This window comes from Pseudomonas brassicae, assembly GCF_010671725.1.
Taxonomy (GTDB): domain Bacteria; phylum Pseudomonadota; class Gammaproteobacteria; order Pseudomonadales; family Pseudomonadaceae; genus Aquipseudomonas; species Aquipseudomonas brassicae.
Genome location: NZ_JAAHBU010000292.1, coordinates 1 through 15,536 on the forward strand (window position 1 = coordinate 1; position 15,536 = coordinate 15,536).

The following is a 15,536-nucleotide window of genomic DNA, read 5'->3' on the forward strand; positions in this document are numbered from 1 at the left end:
GCTGGCTTGCCAGCGAAGCTGTTTAGCCCGGATCGCGGAAGTCGGGGTGGAAATCGGCCGGCACCGCCACGCTCACGCTGCTGCGCGTGGCAATGTCGATGCCCTCGCTGGCCACCTCGGCCAGGAAATCGATCTGCTCGGGCGTGATCACGTACGGCGGCAGGAAGTACACCACGCTGCCCAGCGGACGCAACAGCGCGCCACGGGTCAGGGCATGCTCGAACACCTTCAGGCCACGCCGCTCCTGCCACGGGTAGGCGGTCTTGCTGGCCTTGTCCTGCACCATCTCGATCGCCACGGCCATGCCGGTCTGGCGCACTTCGGCCACGTGCGGGTGGTCGGCCAGGTGCGCGGTGGCCGTGGCCATGCGCTGCGCCAACGGTTTGTTGGCCTCGATCACGTTGTCCTGCTCGAAGATGTCCAGGGTCGCCAGTGCCGCCGCGCAGGCCAGCGGGTTGCCGGTGTAGCTGTGCGAATGCAGGAACGCGCGCAGGGTCGGGTAGTCGTCGTAGAACGCGCCGTACACCTCGTCGGTGGTCAGGCACGCGGCCAGCGGCAGGTAGCCGCCGGTCAGGGCCTTGGACAGGCACAGGAAGTCCGGGCGGATGCCGGCCTGCTCGCAGGCGAACATCGTGCCGGTACGCCCGAAGCCCACGGCGATCTCGTCATGGATCAGGTGCACGCCATAGCGGTCGCAGGCCTCGCGCAGCAGCTTGAGGTACACCGGGTGGTACATGCGCATGCCGCCGGCGCCCTGGATCAGCGGTTCGACAATCACCGCGGCGACGCTGGCGTGGTGCTCGGCCAGGGTCTGTTCCATGGCGGCGAACAGCGTACGTGAGTGGTCTTCCCAGCTCACGCCCTCGGGGCGCAGGTAGCAGTCGGGGCTGGGCACCTTGAGGGTGTCGAGCAGCAAGGCCTTGTACGTTTCGGTGAACAGTGGCACGTCACCCACCGACATCGCCGCGATGGTCTCGCCGTGGTAGCTGTTGCTCAGGGTGACGAAGCGCTTCTTGTCCGGCTGGCCCTTGTTGAGCCAGTAGTGGAAGCTCATTTTCAGCGCCACTTCGATGCACGACGAGCCGTTGTCGGCATAGAAACAGCGGTTCAGCCCCTCGGGGGTTAGCTTGACCAGGCGCTCCGACAGCTCGATCACCGGCTGGTGGCTGAAGCCGGCCAGGATCACGTGCTCAAGCTGGTCGACCTGGTCCTTGATGCGCTGGTTGATCCGCGGGTTGGCATGGCCGAACACGTTGACCCACCAGGAACTCACCGCGTCGAGGTAGCGCTTGCCTTCGAAGTCTTCGAGCCACACGCCTTCGCCGCGCTTGATCGGGATCAGCGGCAGGTGCTCGTGGTCTTTCATCTGGGTGCAGGGATGCCACAGGACCTTGAGGTCACGTTCCATCCACTGTTGATTCAGGCCCATGGGCTCTCTCCTGGCGACGCGGGTTCGGGTAACCGCGCAAGCCTATGCAAAGCGTCGGGGCAGGACAACCCATAAGGCGTAATCGGTGCGGGCTTTAGTGGCAGGCCTGACTGGCCTGACGTATCCTTCACCCACGCTTTTTCCGGGGTGTTCGCCCCGCATCTTCTGCCTTTGATCCGGAGTTCGCCGAATGTCTGCTGGTTGGCTGCGCGCCTGCGCGCTGGTAATGATTGGGCTGTTCAGCGCGGGCGCCTTCGCGGCCGCCAAGCAGCCGACGGCCATCGTCGTGGGGGGCGGCCTGGCCGGTCTCACCGCCGCCTATGAGCTGCAAAACAAGGGCTGGCAGGTCACCCTGCTGGAAGCCAAGCCGGGCATGGGCGGGCGCTCGGGCCTGGCCACCAGCGAGTGGATCGGCAACAGCAAGGCCCAGCCGACCCTCAACCAGTACCTGGACACCTTCAAGCTGGCCACGCTGCCGGCCCCCGAGTTCGTGCGTACGCCGGGCTACCTGATCGATGGCGAGTACTTCAGCGCGGCGGACCTGGCGACCAAGCAGCCGGCCACGGCCGAAGCGCTCAAGCGCTACGAGAAGACCCTCGACGACCTGGCGCGCTCGATCAGCGACCCGCAAAACCCGGCCGCCAACAGCACACTGTTCGCCCTCGACCAGATCAACGTGTCCAGCTGGCTGGACAAGCTGCAACTGCCGGCCACTGCGCGCCAGCTGGTCAACCAGCAGATCCGTACCCGCTACGACGAGCCATCGCGCCTGTCGCTGCTGTACTTCGCCCAGCAGACCCGTGTCTACCGCGGTGTGAACGACCGCGACCTGCGCGCTGCACGCCTGCCCGGTGGCAGCCCGGTGCTGGCCCAGGCGTTCGTCAAACAACTGAAAACCATCAAGACCAGCTCGCCGGTCAGCGCCATCACCCAGGACAAGGACGGCGTCACGGTCAAGGTCGGTGGCGTGGGCTACAGCGCCGACTACGTGGTGCTGGCGGTGCCGCTGCGCGCACTGGCCAGGATCCAGATGACCCCAGGGCTGGACAACCAGCACCTGGCGGCGCTCAAGGGCACCAACTACGGCTGGCGCGACCAGTTGCTGCTCAAGTTCAAGACCCCGGTCTGGGAAAGCCGTGCACGCATGTCCGGCGAGATCTACAGCAACACCGGCCTGGGCATGCTGTGGATCGAACCGGCGCTCAAGGGTGGCGCCAACGTGGTGATCAACCTGTCCGGCGACAACGCGCGCCTGCTGCAGGCCTTCGGTGACAAGCAGATGGTCGACCAGGTGCTGATCCGTCTGCATGCGTTCTACCCGCAGGCACGCGGTGCCTTTACCGGCTACGAAGTGCGTCGCTACAGCACCGACGCTGGTACGGGCGGTGCCTACCTGGCCTATGGCCCAGGGCAGATCAGCAAGTTCTGGCGCCTGTGGGAGCGCCCGGTGCAACGCATTGCGTTTGCCGGCGAGCACACCGACGCGCTGTACCCGGGCACCCTGGAAGGCGCCTTGCGCAGCGGCCAGCGCGCGGCAGAGCAGGTGGTGGGCATGTCTCAGGGCAAGTCCTTCGACCCGGCCAAGGTCGCGCCGGTGGCGGCCGGGGCTGCGGCGGCAGCGGTAGCCGCGAAGGACAGCAAGGGCGGGTTCTTCTCCAACCTGTTCGGCGGTTCGTCCGACAAGGCTGCCAAGGCGGCGCCGGTGAACAAGGAAGAGGGCAAGCCCGGTTTCTTCTCGCGGCTGTTCGGTGGCGGCGACAAGCCCGTGGAGAAAGCTGCGGTGAAGCCGGTTGAAACGGCGCCAGCGCCTGCGGCGGCCCCGGTATCTGCTGCGGTTGCACCAGTGGCCAAGGACGCGCCGGCCAAGGCGGCGCCTGCGGTCAACAAAGCACCGGTCAAGGCTGCGCCAGCCAAGAAGCCAGCGGCCAAGGCCCAGCCGGTGAAAAAGCCGGCGGCCAAGCCAGTGGCAAAAAAGCCTGCTGCCAACAGCCAGGCCAAGACGCAGTAATGCGTTGAGCCTTTCGCTGGCAAGCCAGCTACCACAGGTATCGCGTTGCTCAAGGCTTGCGCTATACCTGTGTGGGCTTGCCAGCGAAGGGGCCACAGCAAATCCTACCTGCCAAGTTAATGTTTCCTTAACCTGCTCGTCCCACACTAATCATCATATTTCTCGATCTTTCAAAGCGAAATTTTCCGCTTTAATTCGATAGATAACCGTTTAGTCTTGAGCACAGTTCTTACAGGGAAACACGTCAATGCAACTGCGCAACTCTCCTTCACGCTACGGCGTGGTCAGTATCGTCCTGCACTGGGGTGTGGCCCTGGCGGTCTTCGGCCTGTTCGGCCTGGGGCTGTGGATGGTCGGGCTGGACTACTACAGTACGTGGCGTCATACCGCACCCGACTTGCACAAGAGCATTGGCCTGACCCTGCTGGCGATCATGCTCGGCCGCGTGCTGTGGCGCTTCATCAGCCCGCCGCCTCCGGCTCCGGCCAACCACGGGGCGTTTACCCGCTTCGCTGCCAAGGCCGGGCACGGCTTGCTGTATCTGGGCCTGTTCGGTGTGATGATCACCGGCTACCTGATTTCTACCGCCGACGGTGCCGGTATCCCGGTGTTCGGCCTGTTCCAGGTGCCGGCCCTGATCAGCGGCCTGCCTGACCAGGCGGACGTTGCCGGCGAAATTCATTTCTACCTGGCCTGGGGCCTGGTGATCTTCGCCGGGCTGCATGGCCTGGCGGCCCTGAAACACCACTTTATCGACCGTGACGCGACCCTGATCCGCATGCTGGGCCGCAAAGCTTGATGTTCAACCTCAACTCCAAAGGAATAGAAGTAATGTTGAAAAAGACTTTTGCCGCTCTGGCGCTCGGTACCGCCCTGTTCACCGCCGGCCAGGCCATGGCCGCCGACTACAAGATCGACAAGGAAGGCCAGCACGCGTTCATCGACTGGAAGATCAGCCACCTGGGCTACAGCTACGTGCACGGTACCTTCAAGGACTGGGATGGCACCTTCAGCTGGGATTCGGCCAAGCCCGAAGCCAGCAAGATTGCCGTCGACGTGAAGACCGCCAGCCTGTGGTCCAACCACGCCGAGCGTGACAAGCACATCGGCAGCGCCGACTTCCTCGACGTGAAGAAATTCGCAGACGCCCAGTTCGTTTCCACCGCTGTCAAGCCGACCGGTGCCAAGACTGCTGACGTGACGGGCGACCTGACCTTCCACGGCGTCACCAAGCCGGTGACCTTCAAGGCCACCTTCAACGGTGAAGGCAAGGATCCATGGGGCGGCGAGCGCGCCGGCTTCAATGCCACCACCACCCTCAACCTGGCCGACTTCGGCGTGAAAGGCCCAGGCCCTACCTCGCAGACGGTCGACCTGGAAATCTCGCTCGAAGGCGTGAAGCAGTAATCGCTTCAGGCACGCCATAAAAAACGCCGCCCCTAGGGGCGCGTTTTTGTGTGCGCAGTCGCTGAATCAGCGGTTGCGTGTCAGCAGCGCAGGCTTCTCGCCACGTGGACGGCTTGGCAACTGCTCGAGCTGTTCAGCGGTCGGGAACCGGTCGATCTTCGATTCCTTGTGCACGATCTTCGGCTGCGGCTGGCCGTCGCGCGGGTTGCGCACGGCTGGCTCCTGGCTCGACTGCTCGTCACGCGTCGGGCGCCGGTTGCGGTTGTTGCTGCCTTCGCGGCGCGCCTGGCCATCACGGCCACCGCCACCACTGCGCGCACCACCACCGCGTTTTTCGCCCGAGGTGCTGGCGCCACCACCGGTGCGTGCGCCGCCACCGTTGTTGCTGCGTGGCTGGCCGCCGCGAGGTGCGCCGGTGCCGGTGCCGGCCGCAGCGGGTGCGCCCGGACGACGGTTGCGGCCTTGGCCACCCTTGTTCTGGTACGGGCTGACGTAATCGGCGCGGTTGCCGAAATTGTCGACTTCGTCGTCCAGGAATGCCTCAGGGTCGCGATCGGCCGGCGCCTTGGGTGCTACTGCTGCCTGACCCGAGGGTGCCTGGCGGGGTTTGCTGTTGTCACGGGGCTTGCGCTCTGGGCGCGCCGGCGGCCTTCTCAGTGGCTCTTTCGCCTGCGGGCTTATCCTTTTCCTGGCCTTTGTCCTTGCCTTTGTCCTTGCGTCCGCCGCTGCCGGCATTGCTGCCGTCACCACGACCGCCACGACCACCGCGCGGGTTCATCTGCGGGCGCTCACGGGCTTCGGGCTTCTCGGCTTCGACCGTGGAGGCATCGAAGCCCATCAGGTCGCCGTCCTGGATCTTCTGGCGAGTGACGCGTTCGATGCTCTTGAGCAGCTTCTCTTCATCGGGTGCAACCAGCGAGATGGCCTCGCCGGAACGGCCCGCACGGCCGGTACGGCCAATACGGTGCACATAGTCTTCTTCGACGTTGGGCAGCTCGAAGTTGACCACGTGGGGCAACTGGTCGATGTCCAGGCCGCGGGCGGCGATGTCGGTGGCGACCATGATGCGCACGGTGCCGGCCTTGAAGTCGGCCAGGGCCTTGGTGCGTGCGTTCTGGCTCTTGTTGCCATGGATCGCGGCAGCGGTCAGGCCGTGCTTCTCCAGGTACTCGGCGAGGCGGTTGGCGCCGTGCTTGGTACGCGTGAAGACCAGCACCTGTTCCCAGGCACCCTGGGTGATCAGGTGGGCCAGCAGGGCGCGCTTGTGGCTGGCAGGCAGGCGGTACACGCGCTGCTCGATACGCTCGACCGTGGTGTTGGGCGGCGTGACCTCGATGCGCTCGGGGTTGTGCAGCAGCTTGTCGGCCAGGTTGGTGATGTCTTTGGAGAAGGTCGCCGAGAACAGCAGGTTCTGACGCTTGGCAGGCAAGCGCGCGAGGACCTTCTTCACGTCATGGATAAAGCCCATGTCGAGCATGCGGTCGGCTTCGTCGAGCACCAGGATTTCAACGTGGCTGAGGTCGACGCTGCCTTGGCCGGCCAGGTCGAGCAGGCGGCCCGGGCAGGCCACCAGCACGTCGACGCCGCGGGACATGGCCTGTACCTGCGGGTTCATGCCGACACCGCCAAAGATGCAGGCGCTGACGAACTTGAGGTCGCGGGCATAGACCTTGAAGCTGTCGTGTACCTGCGCGGCGAGTTCGCGGGTCGGGGTCAGGACCAGTACCCGCGGCTGGCGTGGGCCATGGCGCTGGGACTTGTCCGGGTGACCGCCCGGGAACAGACGTTCGAGAATCGGCAGGGCAAAGCCACCGGTTTTACCAGTACCTGTCTGCGCCGCGACCATCAGGTCGCGACCTTGCAACACGGCGGGAATGGCCCGCTGTTGCACCGGCGTAGGCTGGGTATAGCCCGCTGCCTCGATAGCGCGGACTAGAGCCTCGGAGAGACCGAGGGAAGCAAAGGACATGAGTAATCCTGTTCTAGTGGGGGCTAAGCCCTATGGGAAGTTCGTGCCTGGCGCGACGGGCATCAGGTGATGCTATCGCGTCCGGTCCTGCTGGGCTTTCAATGCGCATCCGGGGTGCGGCGGGCGGGCTCTTGGCGCGCTGTCCTGCCGGTCGGGATGCCTGTTGCAAGGCCGAGCGTCCGGGCGTAAGCCTGGCGGGGTTGGCGGAGTATAACAGAGCAATCACTGCGTGCTGCGTTCCTGCTGCTCAACGGCTTGCTGAAAGTTCGCCCCGGTGCCGTGGTAGCGGGCATTGAGCTCGGCGTACGCCGGCTCCTGCTTGAAGCGGCGCAGCTCGGCGGCGAAGCGTTGGGCCAGCAGGTCCATGCCGGCATTGCGCCGCACTGCCAGGTACTGGCTCTGGCGGTTGATCAGCAGTGGCAGCTCGCTGACCTGCTGTTCCAGCCCCAGTGTTGCGATCACGTGGCGGCCCGCGCGACGGTCGGTGATCAGCAGGTCGATGCGTCCCAGTTGCAGCATGCCGAAGTTGGCTTCAAGGGTGGGCGCCGGTTCGCGGGTGAAGCCGGTGGCACTGGCAAATGCAGTGCCATAGGTATAACCCGGTGCGGTACCGACGCGTAGCCCCTTGAGATCCTCCAGCCGCTGGATCACATGGGGGCGGGCATTGAGCTGGAACAGCACGAATTCCACCTGCGACAGCGGCTCGCTGGGGTAGAACAGCTGGGCGTCGCGTTGCTCGGTGCGGAAGATATCGAGCACGCCGTCGGCAAGGCCCTGTTCGAGCATGGCCAGGCAGCGCTTCCACGGCAGGAACTGCCACTGCACCTCGATACCCAGGCGCCTGAACACCTCGGCCGTGACCTGGTAGTCGATACCCTTGGCCTGGCCGTTCTCTTCATAGGCATACGGTGGCCAGGGGTCGGTGACGATCCGCAGCTTCTCGGCCTGAACCAGGGTGCTCAGGCAGACAAGAAGCAGGGCGGTGAGCAGGCGGGTGAAATAGGGCATGGCGTGAGAGTACGTTGACTGCCCGAGAATGGCCAGCCTGCACCCGGCATCCACAAAAAGAGCCCTGACGTGCGCCAGAGCCCTTGGTGCTTTGCAGCAGTGTCTACCGATGCTGGCGCAATCAGCGTGGCAGCTTCAGGTTGTTCCAGATGGCCAGGCTCGGTTCGGCCTGGTTCAGGGTGTAGAAGTGCAGCCCGGGCGCGCCGCCTTGCAGCAGTTGCTCGCACATGTCGCTGATCACTTGCTCGCCGAACGCCTGGATGCTCTTGGCGTCGTCGCCGTAGGCCTCCAGTTGCTTGCGGATCCAGCGCGGGATCTCGGCGCCGCAGGCATCGGAGAAGCGCGCCAGCTTGCTGTAGTTGGTGATCGGCATGATGCCAGGCACCACCGGGATGTCCACGCCCAGCTTCTGCACGCGTTCGACGAAGTAGAAGTAGCTGTCGGCGTTGAAGAAGTACTGGGTGATGGCGCTGTCTGCACCGGCCTTGGCCTTGCGTACGAAGTTGAGCAGGTCGTCTTCGAAGTGGCGGGCTTGCGGGTGCATTTCCGGGTAGGCAGCCACTTCGATATGGAAGTGGTCGCCGCTTTCCTGGCGAATGAACTCGACCAGCTCGTTGGCGTAGCGTAGCTCGCCGCTGGCCATGCCCATGCCCGACGGCAGGTCGCCACGCAGGGCGACGATGCGCTTGATGCCGGCGGCCTTGTACTGGGCCAGCAGGCTGCGCAGGTCGGCCTTGCTGTCACCCACGCAGGACAGGTGCGGGGCGGCCGGTACTTTCACTTCGCTTTCCAGCTGCAGCACGGTGTTGAGCGTGCGATCGCGGGTCGAGCCCCCGGCACCGTAGGTGCAGGAGAAGAAATCCGGGTTGTAGCTGGCCAGGGTACGGGCCGTGGCAAGCAGTTTTTCATGTCCAGCATCGGTCTTGGTGGGGAAGAACTCGAAGCTGTAACGGCGGTCCTGAGACATGGCGAAATCCTGGTAAACCGATCGTGCTGGCCAGCGACGGGGCTGGCCACAGAAAAAAGCCGGTGACGCTTGAGGGCGTCACCGGCTCTGGCCCATCAGTAGCGATAGGCGTGTGGCTTGAACGGGCCTTCAACCGTGACGCCGATGTAGTCGGCCTGTTGCTTGGTCAGTTGGGTCACCACGCCGCCAAAACCGCGGACCATTTCCAGGGCCACTTCTTCGTCGAGTTTCTTCGGCAGTACTTCAACGGTCAGGCGCTCGGCTTTCTGGGCCGGCGACAGGTCGGCGTACTTCTGGCCGAACAGGAAGATCTGCGCCAGTACCTGGTTGGCGAACGAGCCGTCCATGATGCGGCTCGGGTGGCCGGTGGCGTTGCCCAGGTTCACCAGGCGGCCTTCGGCCAGCAGGATCAGGTAGTCATCGTTCTGTGCGTCGAAATCGCCAGGGCCGGTGCGGTGGATCTTGTGCACCTGCGGCTTCACTTCTTCCCATGCCCAGTGCTTGCGCATGAAAGCGGTGTCGATTTCGTTGTCGAAGTGACCGATGTTGCACACCACGGCGCGCTTTTTCAGGGCCTTGAGCATGTTGGCATCGCACACGTTGACGTTGCCGGTGGTGGTCACGATCAGGTCGATCTTGCCCAGCAGGGCCTTGTCGATGCTGGCTTCAGTGCCGTTGTTGATACCGTCGATGAACGGCGAGACCAGCTCGAAACCGTCCATGCAGGCTTGCATGGCGCAGATCGGGTCGACTTCCGAGACCTTGACGATCATGCCTTCCTGACGCAGCGACTGGGCCGAGCCCTTGCCCACGTCACCGTAGCCGATCACCAGGGCCTGCTTGCCCGACAGCAGGTGGTCGGTACCGCGCTTGATGGCGTCGTTCAGGCTGTGACGGCAGCCGTACTTGTTGTCGTTCTTGCTCTTGGTGACCGAGTCGTTGACGTTGATCGCCGGGATCTTCAGTTCGCCCTTGGCCAGCATGTCGAGCAGGCGGTGCACACCGGTGGTGGTCTCTTCGGTCACGCCGTGGACGCGGTCCAGTACTTGTGGGTACTTGTCGTGCAGCAGTTGGGTCAGGTCGCCGCCGTCGTCGAGGATCATGTTGGCGTCCCATGGCTGGCATCCTTCAGGATGGTTTGCTCCAGGCACCACTCGTATTCTTCTTCAGTCTCGCCTTTCCAGGCGAAAACCGGGATGCCGGCAGCAGCGATGGACGCCGCAGCCTGATCCTGAGTCGAGAAAATGTTGCAGGACGACCAGCGTACTTCGGCACCCAGGGCAACCAGGGTTTCGATCAGCACGGCAGTCTGAATGGTCATGTGGATGCAGCCGAGGATTTTCGCGCCCTTGAGCGGTTGCTCGGAGGCGTACTTGCGGCGCAGGCCCATCAGTGCCGGCATTTCGGACTCGGCGATGATGGTTTCGCGACGGCCCCAGGCGGCCAGGGACATGTCGGCGACTTTGTAGTCGGTAAAATCTGCAGGCGTGTTTACAGCGCTCATCAAGAGCCTCCATTCGTAGTGTGCGAATGGGCGCCGTTGTGCGTTTAGTGCCTGTGCGGGGACCCCCGAGCAGGCAACGCCCCATCCGAGCCTGACAGGACGAACCTGCTGCAGCGCCCCTCGGACAGGTGGCGGGAACGGTATCGTGTGACGATGACCGTTTTTCAAGCGTGGGCGATTATAGCCGTGCGAGGGCAACTGCCCAAGGGTTTCTGTCGATTAATCGAGACGATAGTCGATGATCAATGGAGACCGTGCGCAGGCTCTGCCATCATGACCGGCATCGATTGGCAAGACGGTCAGGAGTACGCATGAATTTCCACACCCGCAAGTGGGTCAAACCCGAAGACCTCAACCCCAACGGCACCCTGTTCGGTGGCAGCCTGCTGCGCTGGATCGACGAAGAGGCGGCGATCTACGCGATCGTCCAACTGGGCAACCAGCGCGTGGTGACCAAGTACATTTCCGAGATCAACTTCGTCAGCGCCTCGCGCCAGGGCGACATCATCGAGCTGGGCATCACCGCCACCGAGTTCGGGCGTACCTCGATCACCCTCAAGTGTGAAGTGCGCAACAAGATCACCCGCAAGAGCATCCTCACGGTCGACAAGATGGTCTTCGTCAACCTGGGCGAAGACGGCCTGCCGGCGGCCCACGGGCGTACCGAGATCAAGTACATCCAGGATCAGTTCGACACCTCGGTGGAATAACCGCTCGCCGGCAGGCAGGGCACCCGCAGGCGCCCACCTGGCCGGCGAAAGCGACCTTACGGCTGCTCGGTCACGCCGCGCACCACGCGCCCGATGCTCAAGCCCTGCAGCAGGATCGACGACAGCACCACGATGTAGGTGATGCTCAGCAGCAGGTCACGTTCTTCACCCAGTGGCAGCGACAGTGCCAGGGCCACCGAAACGCCGCCGCGCAGGCCACCCCAGGTGAGCACGCGAATCGTGCCGCGCGGCACTTTGCGCCAGCGGCGCAGCAGCACGATCGCCGGAGCCACGGTCAGCATCCGCGACAGCAGGATCGCCACCGCCAGCACACCGGCCGCCGCCAGGTGCATCCACGAGAACGGCAGCAGCAACAGCTCCAGGCCGATCAGGGCGAACAGCAGCGCGTTGAGCATGTCGTCGATCAGTTCCCAGAAACCGTCCATGTAGCGACGGGTCATGTCGTTCATCGCCAGGTTGCGCCCCAGGTTACCGATGATCAGCCCCGCCACCACCATCGCGATCGGTGCCGAGACGTGCAGCTCGTAGGCGCGGCCGAGCCGCCGATCACCAGTGCCAGGGTCAGCATGACCTCGACCTGGTACTGCTCGATGCTCTTGATCATGCGGTAGGTCACGTAGCCGATCACTGCGCCGAACAGCGCGCCGCCGATGGCCTCGCGGGCAAACAGGATGGCGGTGTCGCTGACGCTCGGGGTTTCGCCCAGTTGCGCGATACCCAGCAGCACGGTGAACACCACGACCGCCGTGCCGTCGTTGAACAGCGATTCGCCGACGATGGTGGTCTTCAGCGGTTTGGATGCATTGGCGGTACGCAGCGCGCCCAGCACCGCGATCGGGTCGGTGGGCGAGATCAGCGCACCGAACAGCAGGCAGTACAGCAGGCTGACGTGCCAGCCGAACAGGGCGAAGATCCAGTGCGCCAGGTAGCCGATGACCACGGTGGCGATCAGTACCCCGAGAGTGGCCAGCAGGCCGATCGGCCAGCGGTAGTCGCGCAGGTCGGCCAGGTTGACGTGCAGGGCGCCGGCAAACAACAGGAACGCCAGCATCCAGTGCATCAGCAGGTCATTGAAATCAATCTGATTCATCAGGCCTTGTACCCGTTCTTCCAGGCCGGGGTAGCCGATGACGCTCAGGCCCTGCAACAGCAGGGAAAACAACAGTGCGGTGACCATCACGCCAATGGTGGGTGGCAGGCCGATAAAGCGGTAATTCACATACGTGAGGAGGGTGGTCAGGCAGATAAACGCAGCAACGAGCTCAAGCATCCTAGGTCCTGTAGTGGCTTCCAAGTCGGTGCCCGAGGGTCTCGGGCAGGGCTTGGATGCACTGGCGGGGCCTTCGGGACACACTTTTTCGATCAGCAGCCATTGACCGCATGCTGGCTGTTTTGTTGCGCCTGGTTGAAACTGCACTGCACGGCCAATGACGACCTGCCGTGCACTGCCAAGGAACTGAACCGTGCTCGCGACTTCTCTGGTACTGGTTGCCGCCCTCCTGCACGCCACCTGGAACACCCTGATGAAGTTCAGCGGCGAGCGCCTGCTGGTGATCGCCAGCATGGACGGGGTAGCGCTGCTGTTCGCCCTGGTGATGGTGGCCTTCGTGCAGGTGCACCGGCTGACATCTGGCCGTGGATGCTGGCCTCGGCAGGCTTCGAGCTGGTTTACCGCTTTTTGCTGATCCAGGCCTACCGGGCCGGTGACCTGGGCCTGGTCTACCCCTTGATGCGCGGGTTGTCGCCGCTGGTGGTGCTGGCGCTGACCCTGGTGTTTGCCGGCGAGACCCTGAGCAATCAGCAGGTCATCGGTATCCTGCTGATCCCGTGTGGCATGGTCTGCTGCTGTGGCAGGGCGGCGGCGGTGAGCGCCTGCCGTGGTCGATGCTGCCGCTGGTGCGCTGATCGGCCTGTGCATCGGCTGCTATACCTGGCTTGACGGCAGTGCGATACGCCGGTGGTCGCAGCCGCTGGACTACCTGGTATGGCTGACACTGATCAGCGCCTGGCCCTTCCCGTTGCTGGCCACGCTGGCGCGGCGTGCACCGTTTGCGCTGTTCTGGCGCACGCAGTACAGGCTCGGCGTGGCGGTGGGGTTGTGTGTGCTGGCCAGTTATGCGCTGGTGCTGTGGGCGATGCAATTGGGGTCGGTGGCCGAGGCTGCCGCCTTGCGTGAGGTCAGCGTTATCCTGGTGGTGCTGTTGGGCATGCGCTACCTCAAAGAACCTTTCGGCGGCCCCAGGCTCTTAGCCTGTGCCCTGGTGCTGATCGGCATGCTGATCATGAAACTCTGACCCCCTGACCAACAAGGATTGCCCCATGACCGTTGCCTTCTGGTGTGTACTGATCGCCGTGCTGCTGCCGCTGGTGTGCACCAGCATTGCCAAGTTAAGCAGTGGCCGCTACAACCTGCGCCAGAACCATGACCCGCGGGCGTTCCAGGAAACGCTCGAAGGCCTGCCGCGGCGCGCCCATGCGGCGCAGTTGAACAGCTTCGAAGCGATCCCGGCGTTTGTCGCCGCCGTGGTCATCGCCGACATCGTCGGCAATGCCGAGCAGGTGACCCAGGACGTGCTGGCGGTGCTCTACATCACCAGCCGCCTGCTTTACATCATCTGTTACCTGGCCGACTGGGCCGTGCTGCGCTCGCTGGTGTGGTTCGCCGGCATCGGTCTGATCGTCAGCTTGTTCGTGGTTTCGGCCTGAGCTAGTTGCCGTCCACCTGCGGCACCACCGGCAGGGCTGCACCCTTGGGCCACAGCAGCCAGATCTGGCCCTGCTGCTTCATGTCGCCGGCCAACTGGCCGGCTTCGCTGCCGGTGCCCCAGAACAGGTCGGCGCGCACCTCGCCGGTGATGGCCCCGCCGGTGTCCTGGGCGGCTACCGGGCGTACCACCGGCGCGCCATCCGGGCGCGTGGTCGACAGCCACAGCAGGCTGCCCAACGGGATCACCTTGCGGTCGATGGCCACGCTGTAGCCGGCGGTCAGCGGCACGTTGAGCGAACCACGCGGGCCTTCGTTGCTGTCCGGGCGGGTGCTGAAGAACACGTAGCTGGGGTTGCTTGCCAGCAGTTCGGGCACCCGCGTCGGGTTGGCCTGGGCCCAGGCATGAATGCTGCCCATGGTCACGTCTTCTTTCTTCAACTGGCCCTGCTCGACCAGCCAGCGTCCCACCGGGCGGTACGGGTGGCCGTTCTGGTCGGCATAGCCCACCCGCAGTTGCTGCCCGCTGGCCAGCTGGATACGCCCCGAGCCCTGGATCTGCAGGAATTGCAGGTCCATCGGGTCGGTCAGCCAGGCCAGTACCGGAGCCTTGACGCCCTGGCGCTGGATCACTTCGGCGGTGTCGTAGGGCTTGAGCGTGCGCCCGTCCAGGCGCCCGCGCAGGCGCTTGCCCTTGAGTTCGGGGTAGATGCTGTCCAGTGCCACCACCACCAGGTCGTCGGGGATGCCATACACCGGCACCGTCGCGCTGGCGGTCTGGGTCATGCTGCCGGGGTAGACCGGCTCGTAGTAGCCGGTGATCAGGCCGTTGGCGCTGTTGTCGGCCGAGCGCAGGCCGTATACCTGTAGCTGGGTCTGGAGGAAGCCGCGTATCTGCGTGGCGTCGTCCGGCACCTGCATTGCCGCCTCGCAGGTGGTGGCCCACACGGTGTCGCGCTTGAGCCGCTCACAGGCGCTGCGCCAGGCGTTGAAACCGGCCACCAGGTCGCTGTCGCTGACTGCCGGCAGGTCTTTCCAGGTGGCTTGGCTGTAGGTGGCCAGCGGGTGTGGCGTGGTTTTTTCCGGCGCGCTGCCGTTGCAGCCGGCCAGCAGTGCCAGCAGCGAAACGGTCAGGCCCAGTCGGCTCAGAACGGTGTTCATGAAGCAGGTCCTCGGGTTGGCAAACAACCCGTAGTTTTAATGGGGGTATTGGTCTTTTGCGGGCGGGCGGGGATACTGGCCGCCTTTTCAGGTGCACCGAGCTGACCATGACATTGAAACGATGTTCCCTCCTGCTGCTGGCCTGCCTGGCGCTGAGCGCCTGTGGCGGGGTCGATCCCAACTCGCCGCTGGGCCAGCGCAAGGCGATCTTCAAACAGATGCTCAAGACCAGTGAAGACCTGGGCGGCATGCTGCGTGGGCGCCTGGCGTTCGATGGGCAGAAGTTCGCCGACGGGGCGGTCAAGCTGGACGCCCTGGCCCATGAACCGTGGCAGCATTTTCCCCAGGTGCGCGAAGAAGACAGCAGTGCCACGGCCGATGTCTGGCAGAAACAGGCACGTTTCCAGGACTTGGCGCGGCAGATGGAGCAGGTGACCGGCGAGCTGGTCGCGCAGACGCGTACGCAACCGCTGGATGCTGGCGCGATGGTCGCGCCGATGGGCAAGGTCGAGGCGGCGTGCAAGGGCTGTCATAGCGAGTTTCGCAATCATTGATGGGGTGAACTGGCGGGCCTCTTCGCTGGCAAGCCAGCTCCCACAGGTAATCCACTGATCGTGTGGGAGCTGGCTTGCCAGCGAAGGGAGCGCC

The 15,536-nt window shown here is 64.3% G+C and carries 10 protein-coding genes, 4 pseudogenes and 1 riboswitch; of the genes and pseudogenes, 7 read left to right on the plus strand and 7 right to left on the minus strand.

What is annotated here, in order from left to right; all coding sequences use genetic code 11:
• Positions 1 to 22: 22 nt before the first annotated feature.
• Complete coding sequence (locus G3436_RS19065; protein ID WP_163948066.1) at positions 23 to 1,429, minus strand: adenosylmethionine--8-amino-7-oxononanoate transaminase; 1,407 nt, start codon at positions 1,427 to 1,429, stop codon at positions 23 to 25.
• 190 nt (positions 1,430 to 1,619) lie between these two features.
• On the opposite strand from G3436_RS19065, the gene G3436_RS19070 reads away from it, so the two are divergent.
• The 3 genes from G3436_RS19070 to G3436_RS19080 all read left to right on the plus strand — a co-directional run bounded on the left by G3436_RS19070 (position 1,620) and on the right by G3436_RS19080 (position 4,844).
• A complete protein-coding gene (locus G3436_RS19070) occupies positions 1,620 to 3,437 on the plus strand; it encodes a flavin monoamine oxidase family protein (protein ID WP_163948069.1) in 1,818 nt (605 codons plus the stop codon).
• 247 nt (positions 3,438 to 3,684) lie between these two features.
• Positions 3,685 to 4,236, plus strand: coding sequence for a cytochrome b (locus G3436_RS19075; RefSeq protein WP_163948071.1), 552 nt, complete (start codon positions 3,685 to 3,687; stop codon positions 4,234 to 4,236).
• A 32-nt stretch (positions 4,237 to 4,268) separates the two neighbouring features.
• Complete coding sequence (locus G3436_RS19080; RefSeq protein ID WP_163948074.1) at positions 4,269 to 4,844, plus strand: YceI family protein; 576 nt, start codon at positions 4,269 to 4,271, stop codon at positions 4,842 to 4,844.
• A gap of 66 nt (positions 4,845 to 4,910) precedes the next feature.
• On the opposite strand, the pseudogene G3436_RS29015 reads toward G3436_RS19080, so the two are convergent.
• From G3436_RS29015 to ahcY, 4 genes and pseudogenes are all read right to left on the minus strand, one after another.
• Positions 4,911 to 6,813: pseudogene (locus G3436_RS29015) on the minus strand (DEAD/DEAH box helicase).
• A gap of 222 nt (positions 6,814 to 7,035) precedes the next feature.
• Positions 7,036 to 7,821, minus strand: a complete 786-nt coding sequence (locus tag G3436_RS19090; protein ID WP_163948076.1) for a substrate-binding periplasmic protein — start codon at positions 7,819 to 7,821, stop codon at positions 7,036 to 7,038.
• A gap of 121 nt (positions 7,822 to 7,942) precedes the next feature.
• Entirely contained in the window at positions 7,943 to 8,788 is an 846-nt protein-coding gene (metF, locus tag G3436_RS19095; RefSeq protein ID WP_163948079.1) for a methylenetetrahydrofolate reductase [NAD(P)H], read from the minus strand.
• A gap of 95 nt (positions 8,789 to 8,883) precedes the next feature.
• Positions 8,884 to 10,292, minus strand: a pseudogene (ahcY, locus tag G3436_RS19100) (adenosylhomocysteinase).
• 21 nt (positions 10,293 to 10,313) lie between these two features.
• Positions 10,314 to 10,420: riboswitch (S-adenosyl-L-homocysteine riboswitch) on the minus strand.
• A gap of 183 nt (positions 10,421 to 10,603) precedes the next feature.
• Here ahcY and G3436_RS19105 point away from each other — a divergent pair.
• A complete protein-coding gene (locus tag G3436_RS19105) occupies positions 10,604 to 11,002 on the plus strand; it encodes an acyl-CoA thioesterase (protein WP_163948081.1) in 399 nt (132 codons plus the stop codon).
• A gap of 56 nt (positions 11,003 to 11,058) precedes the next feature.
• Here the strand turns inward: G3436_RS19105 and G3436_RS19110 are convergent.
• Positions 11,059 to 12,293 (minus strand): annotated as a pseudogene (locus G3436_RS19110) (cation:proton antiporter).
• Between the two features lie 193 nt (positions 12,294 to 12,486).
• On the opposite strand from G3436_RS19110, the pseudogene G3436_RS19115 reads away from it, so the two are divergent.
• Positions 12,487 to 13,317 (plus strand): annotated as a pseudogene (locus G3436_RS19115) (EamA family transporter).
• A gap of 25 nt (positions 13,318 to 13,342) precedes the next feature.
• On the plus strand, positions 13,343 to 13,729 hold the full coding sequence (locus G3436_RS19120; RefSeq protein WP_163948084.1) for an MAPEG family protein: 387 nt from the start codon (positions 13,343 to 13,345) through the stop codon (positions 13,727 to 13,729).
• Between the two features lies 1 nt (position 13,730).
• Here G3436_RS19120 and mltA read toward each other — a convergent pair whose 3' ends face one another.
• Entirely contained in the window at positions 13,731 to 14,888 is a 1,158-nt protein-coding gene (mltA, locus tag G3436_RS19125) for a murein transglycosylase A (protein WP_163948087.1), read from the minus strand.
• Between the two features lie 107 nt (positions 14,889 to 14,995).
• Between mltA and G3436_RS19130 the strand changes: the two genes are divergently transcribed.
• Positions 14,996 to 15,442, plus strand: a complete 447-nt coding sequence (locus G3436_RS19130; protein ID WP_163948090.1) for a c-type cytochrome — start codon at positions 14,996 to 14,998, stop codon at positions 15,440 to 15,442.
• Positions 15,443 to 15,536 lie beyond the last annotated feature (94 nt).

Excerpts from the sequence above, each read along its gene's own strand:
- G3436_RS19075 (WP_163948071.1), top strand. The coding sequence starts at position 3,685 with ATGCAACTGCGCAACTCTCCTTCACGCTACGGCGTGGTCAGTATCGTC.
- G3436_RS19105 (WP_163948081.1), top strand. The coding sequence starts at position 10,604 with ATGAATTTCCACACCCGCAAGTGGGTCAAACCCGAAGACCTCAACCCC.
- G3436_RS19065 (WP_163948066.1), bottom strand. The coding sequence starts at position 1,429 with ATGGGCCTGAATCAACAGTGGATGGAACGTGACCTCAAGGTCCTGTGG.
- mltA (WP_163948087.1), bottom strand. The coding sequence starts at position 14,888 with ATGAACACCGTTCTGAGCCGACTGGGCCTGACCGTTTCGCTGCTGGCA.
- G3436_RS19070 (WP_163948069.1), top strand. The coding sequence starts at position 1,620 with ATGTCTGCTGGTTGGCTGCGCGCCTGCGCGCTGGTAATGATTGGGCTG.
- G3436_RS19120 (WP_163948084.1), top strand. The coding sequence starts at position 13,343 with ATGACCGTTGCCTTCTGGTGTGTACTGATCGCCGTGCTGCTGCCGCTG.
- G3436_RS19090 (WP_163948076.1), bottom strand. The coding sequence starts at position 7,821 with ATGCCCTATTTCACCCGCCTGCTCACCGCCCTGCTTCTTGTCTGCCTG.
- metF (WP_163948079.1), bottom strand. The coding sequence starts at position 8,788 with ATGTCTCAGGACCGCCGTTACAGCTTCGAGTTCTTCCCCACCAAGACC.
- G3436_RS19080 (WP_163948074.1), top strand. The coding sequence starts at position 4,269 with ATGTTGAAAAAGACTTTTGCCGCTCTGGCGCTCGGTACCGCCCTGTTC.
- G3436_RS19130 (WP_163948090.1), top strand. The coding sequence starts at position 14,996 with ATGACATTGAAACGATGTTCCCTCCTGCTGCTGGCCTGCCTGGCGCTG.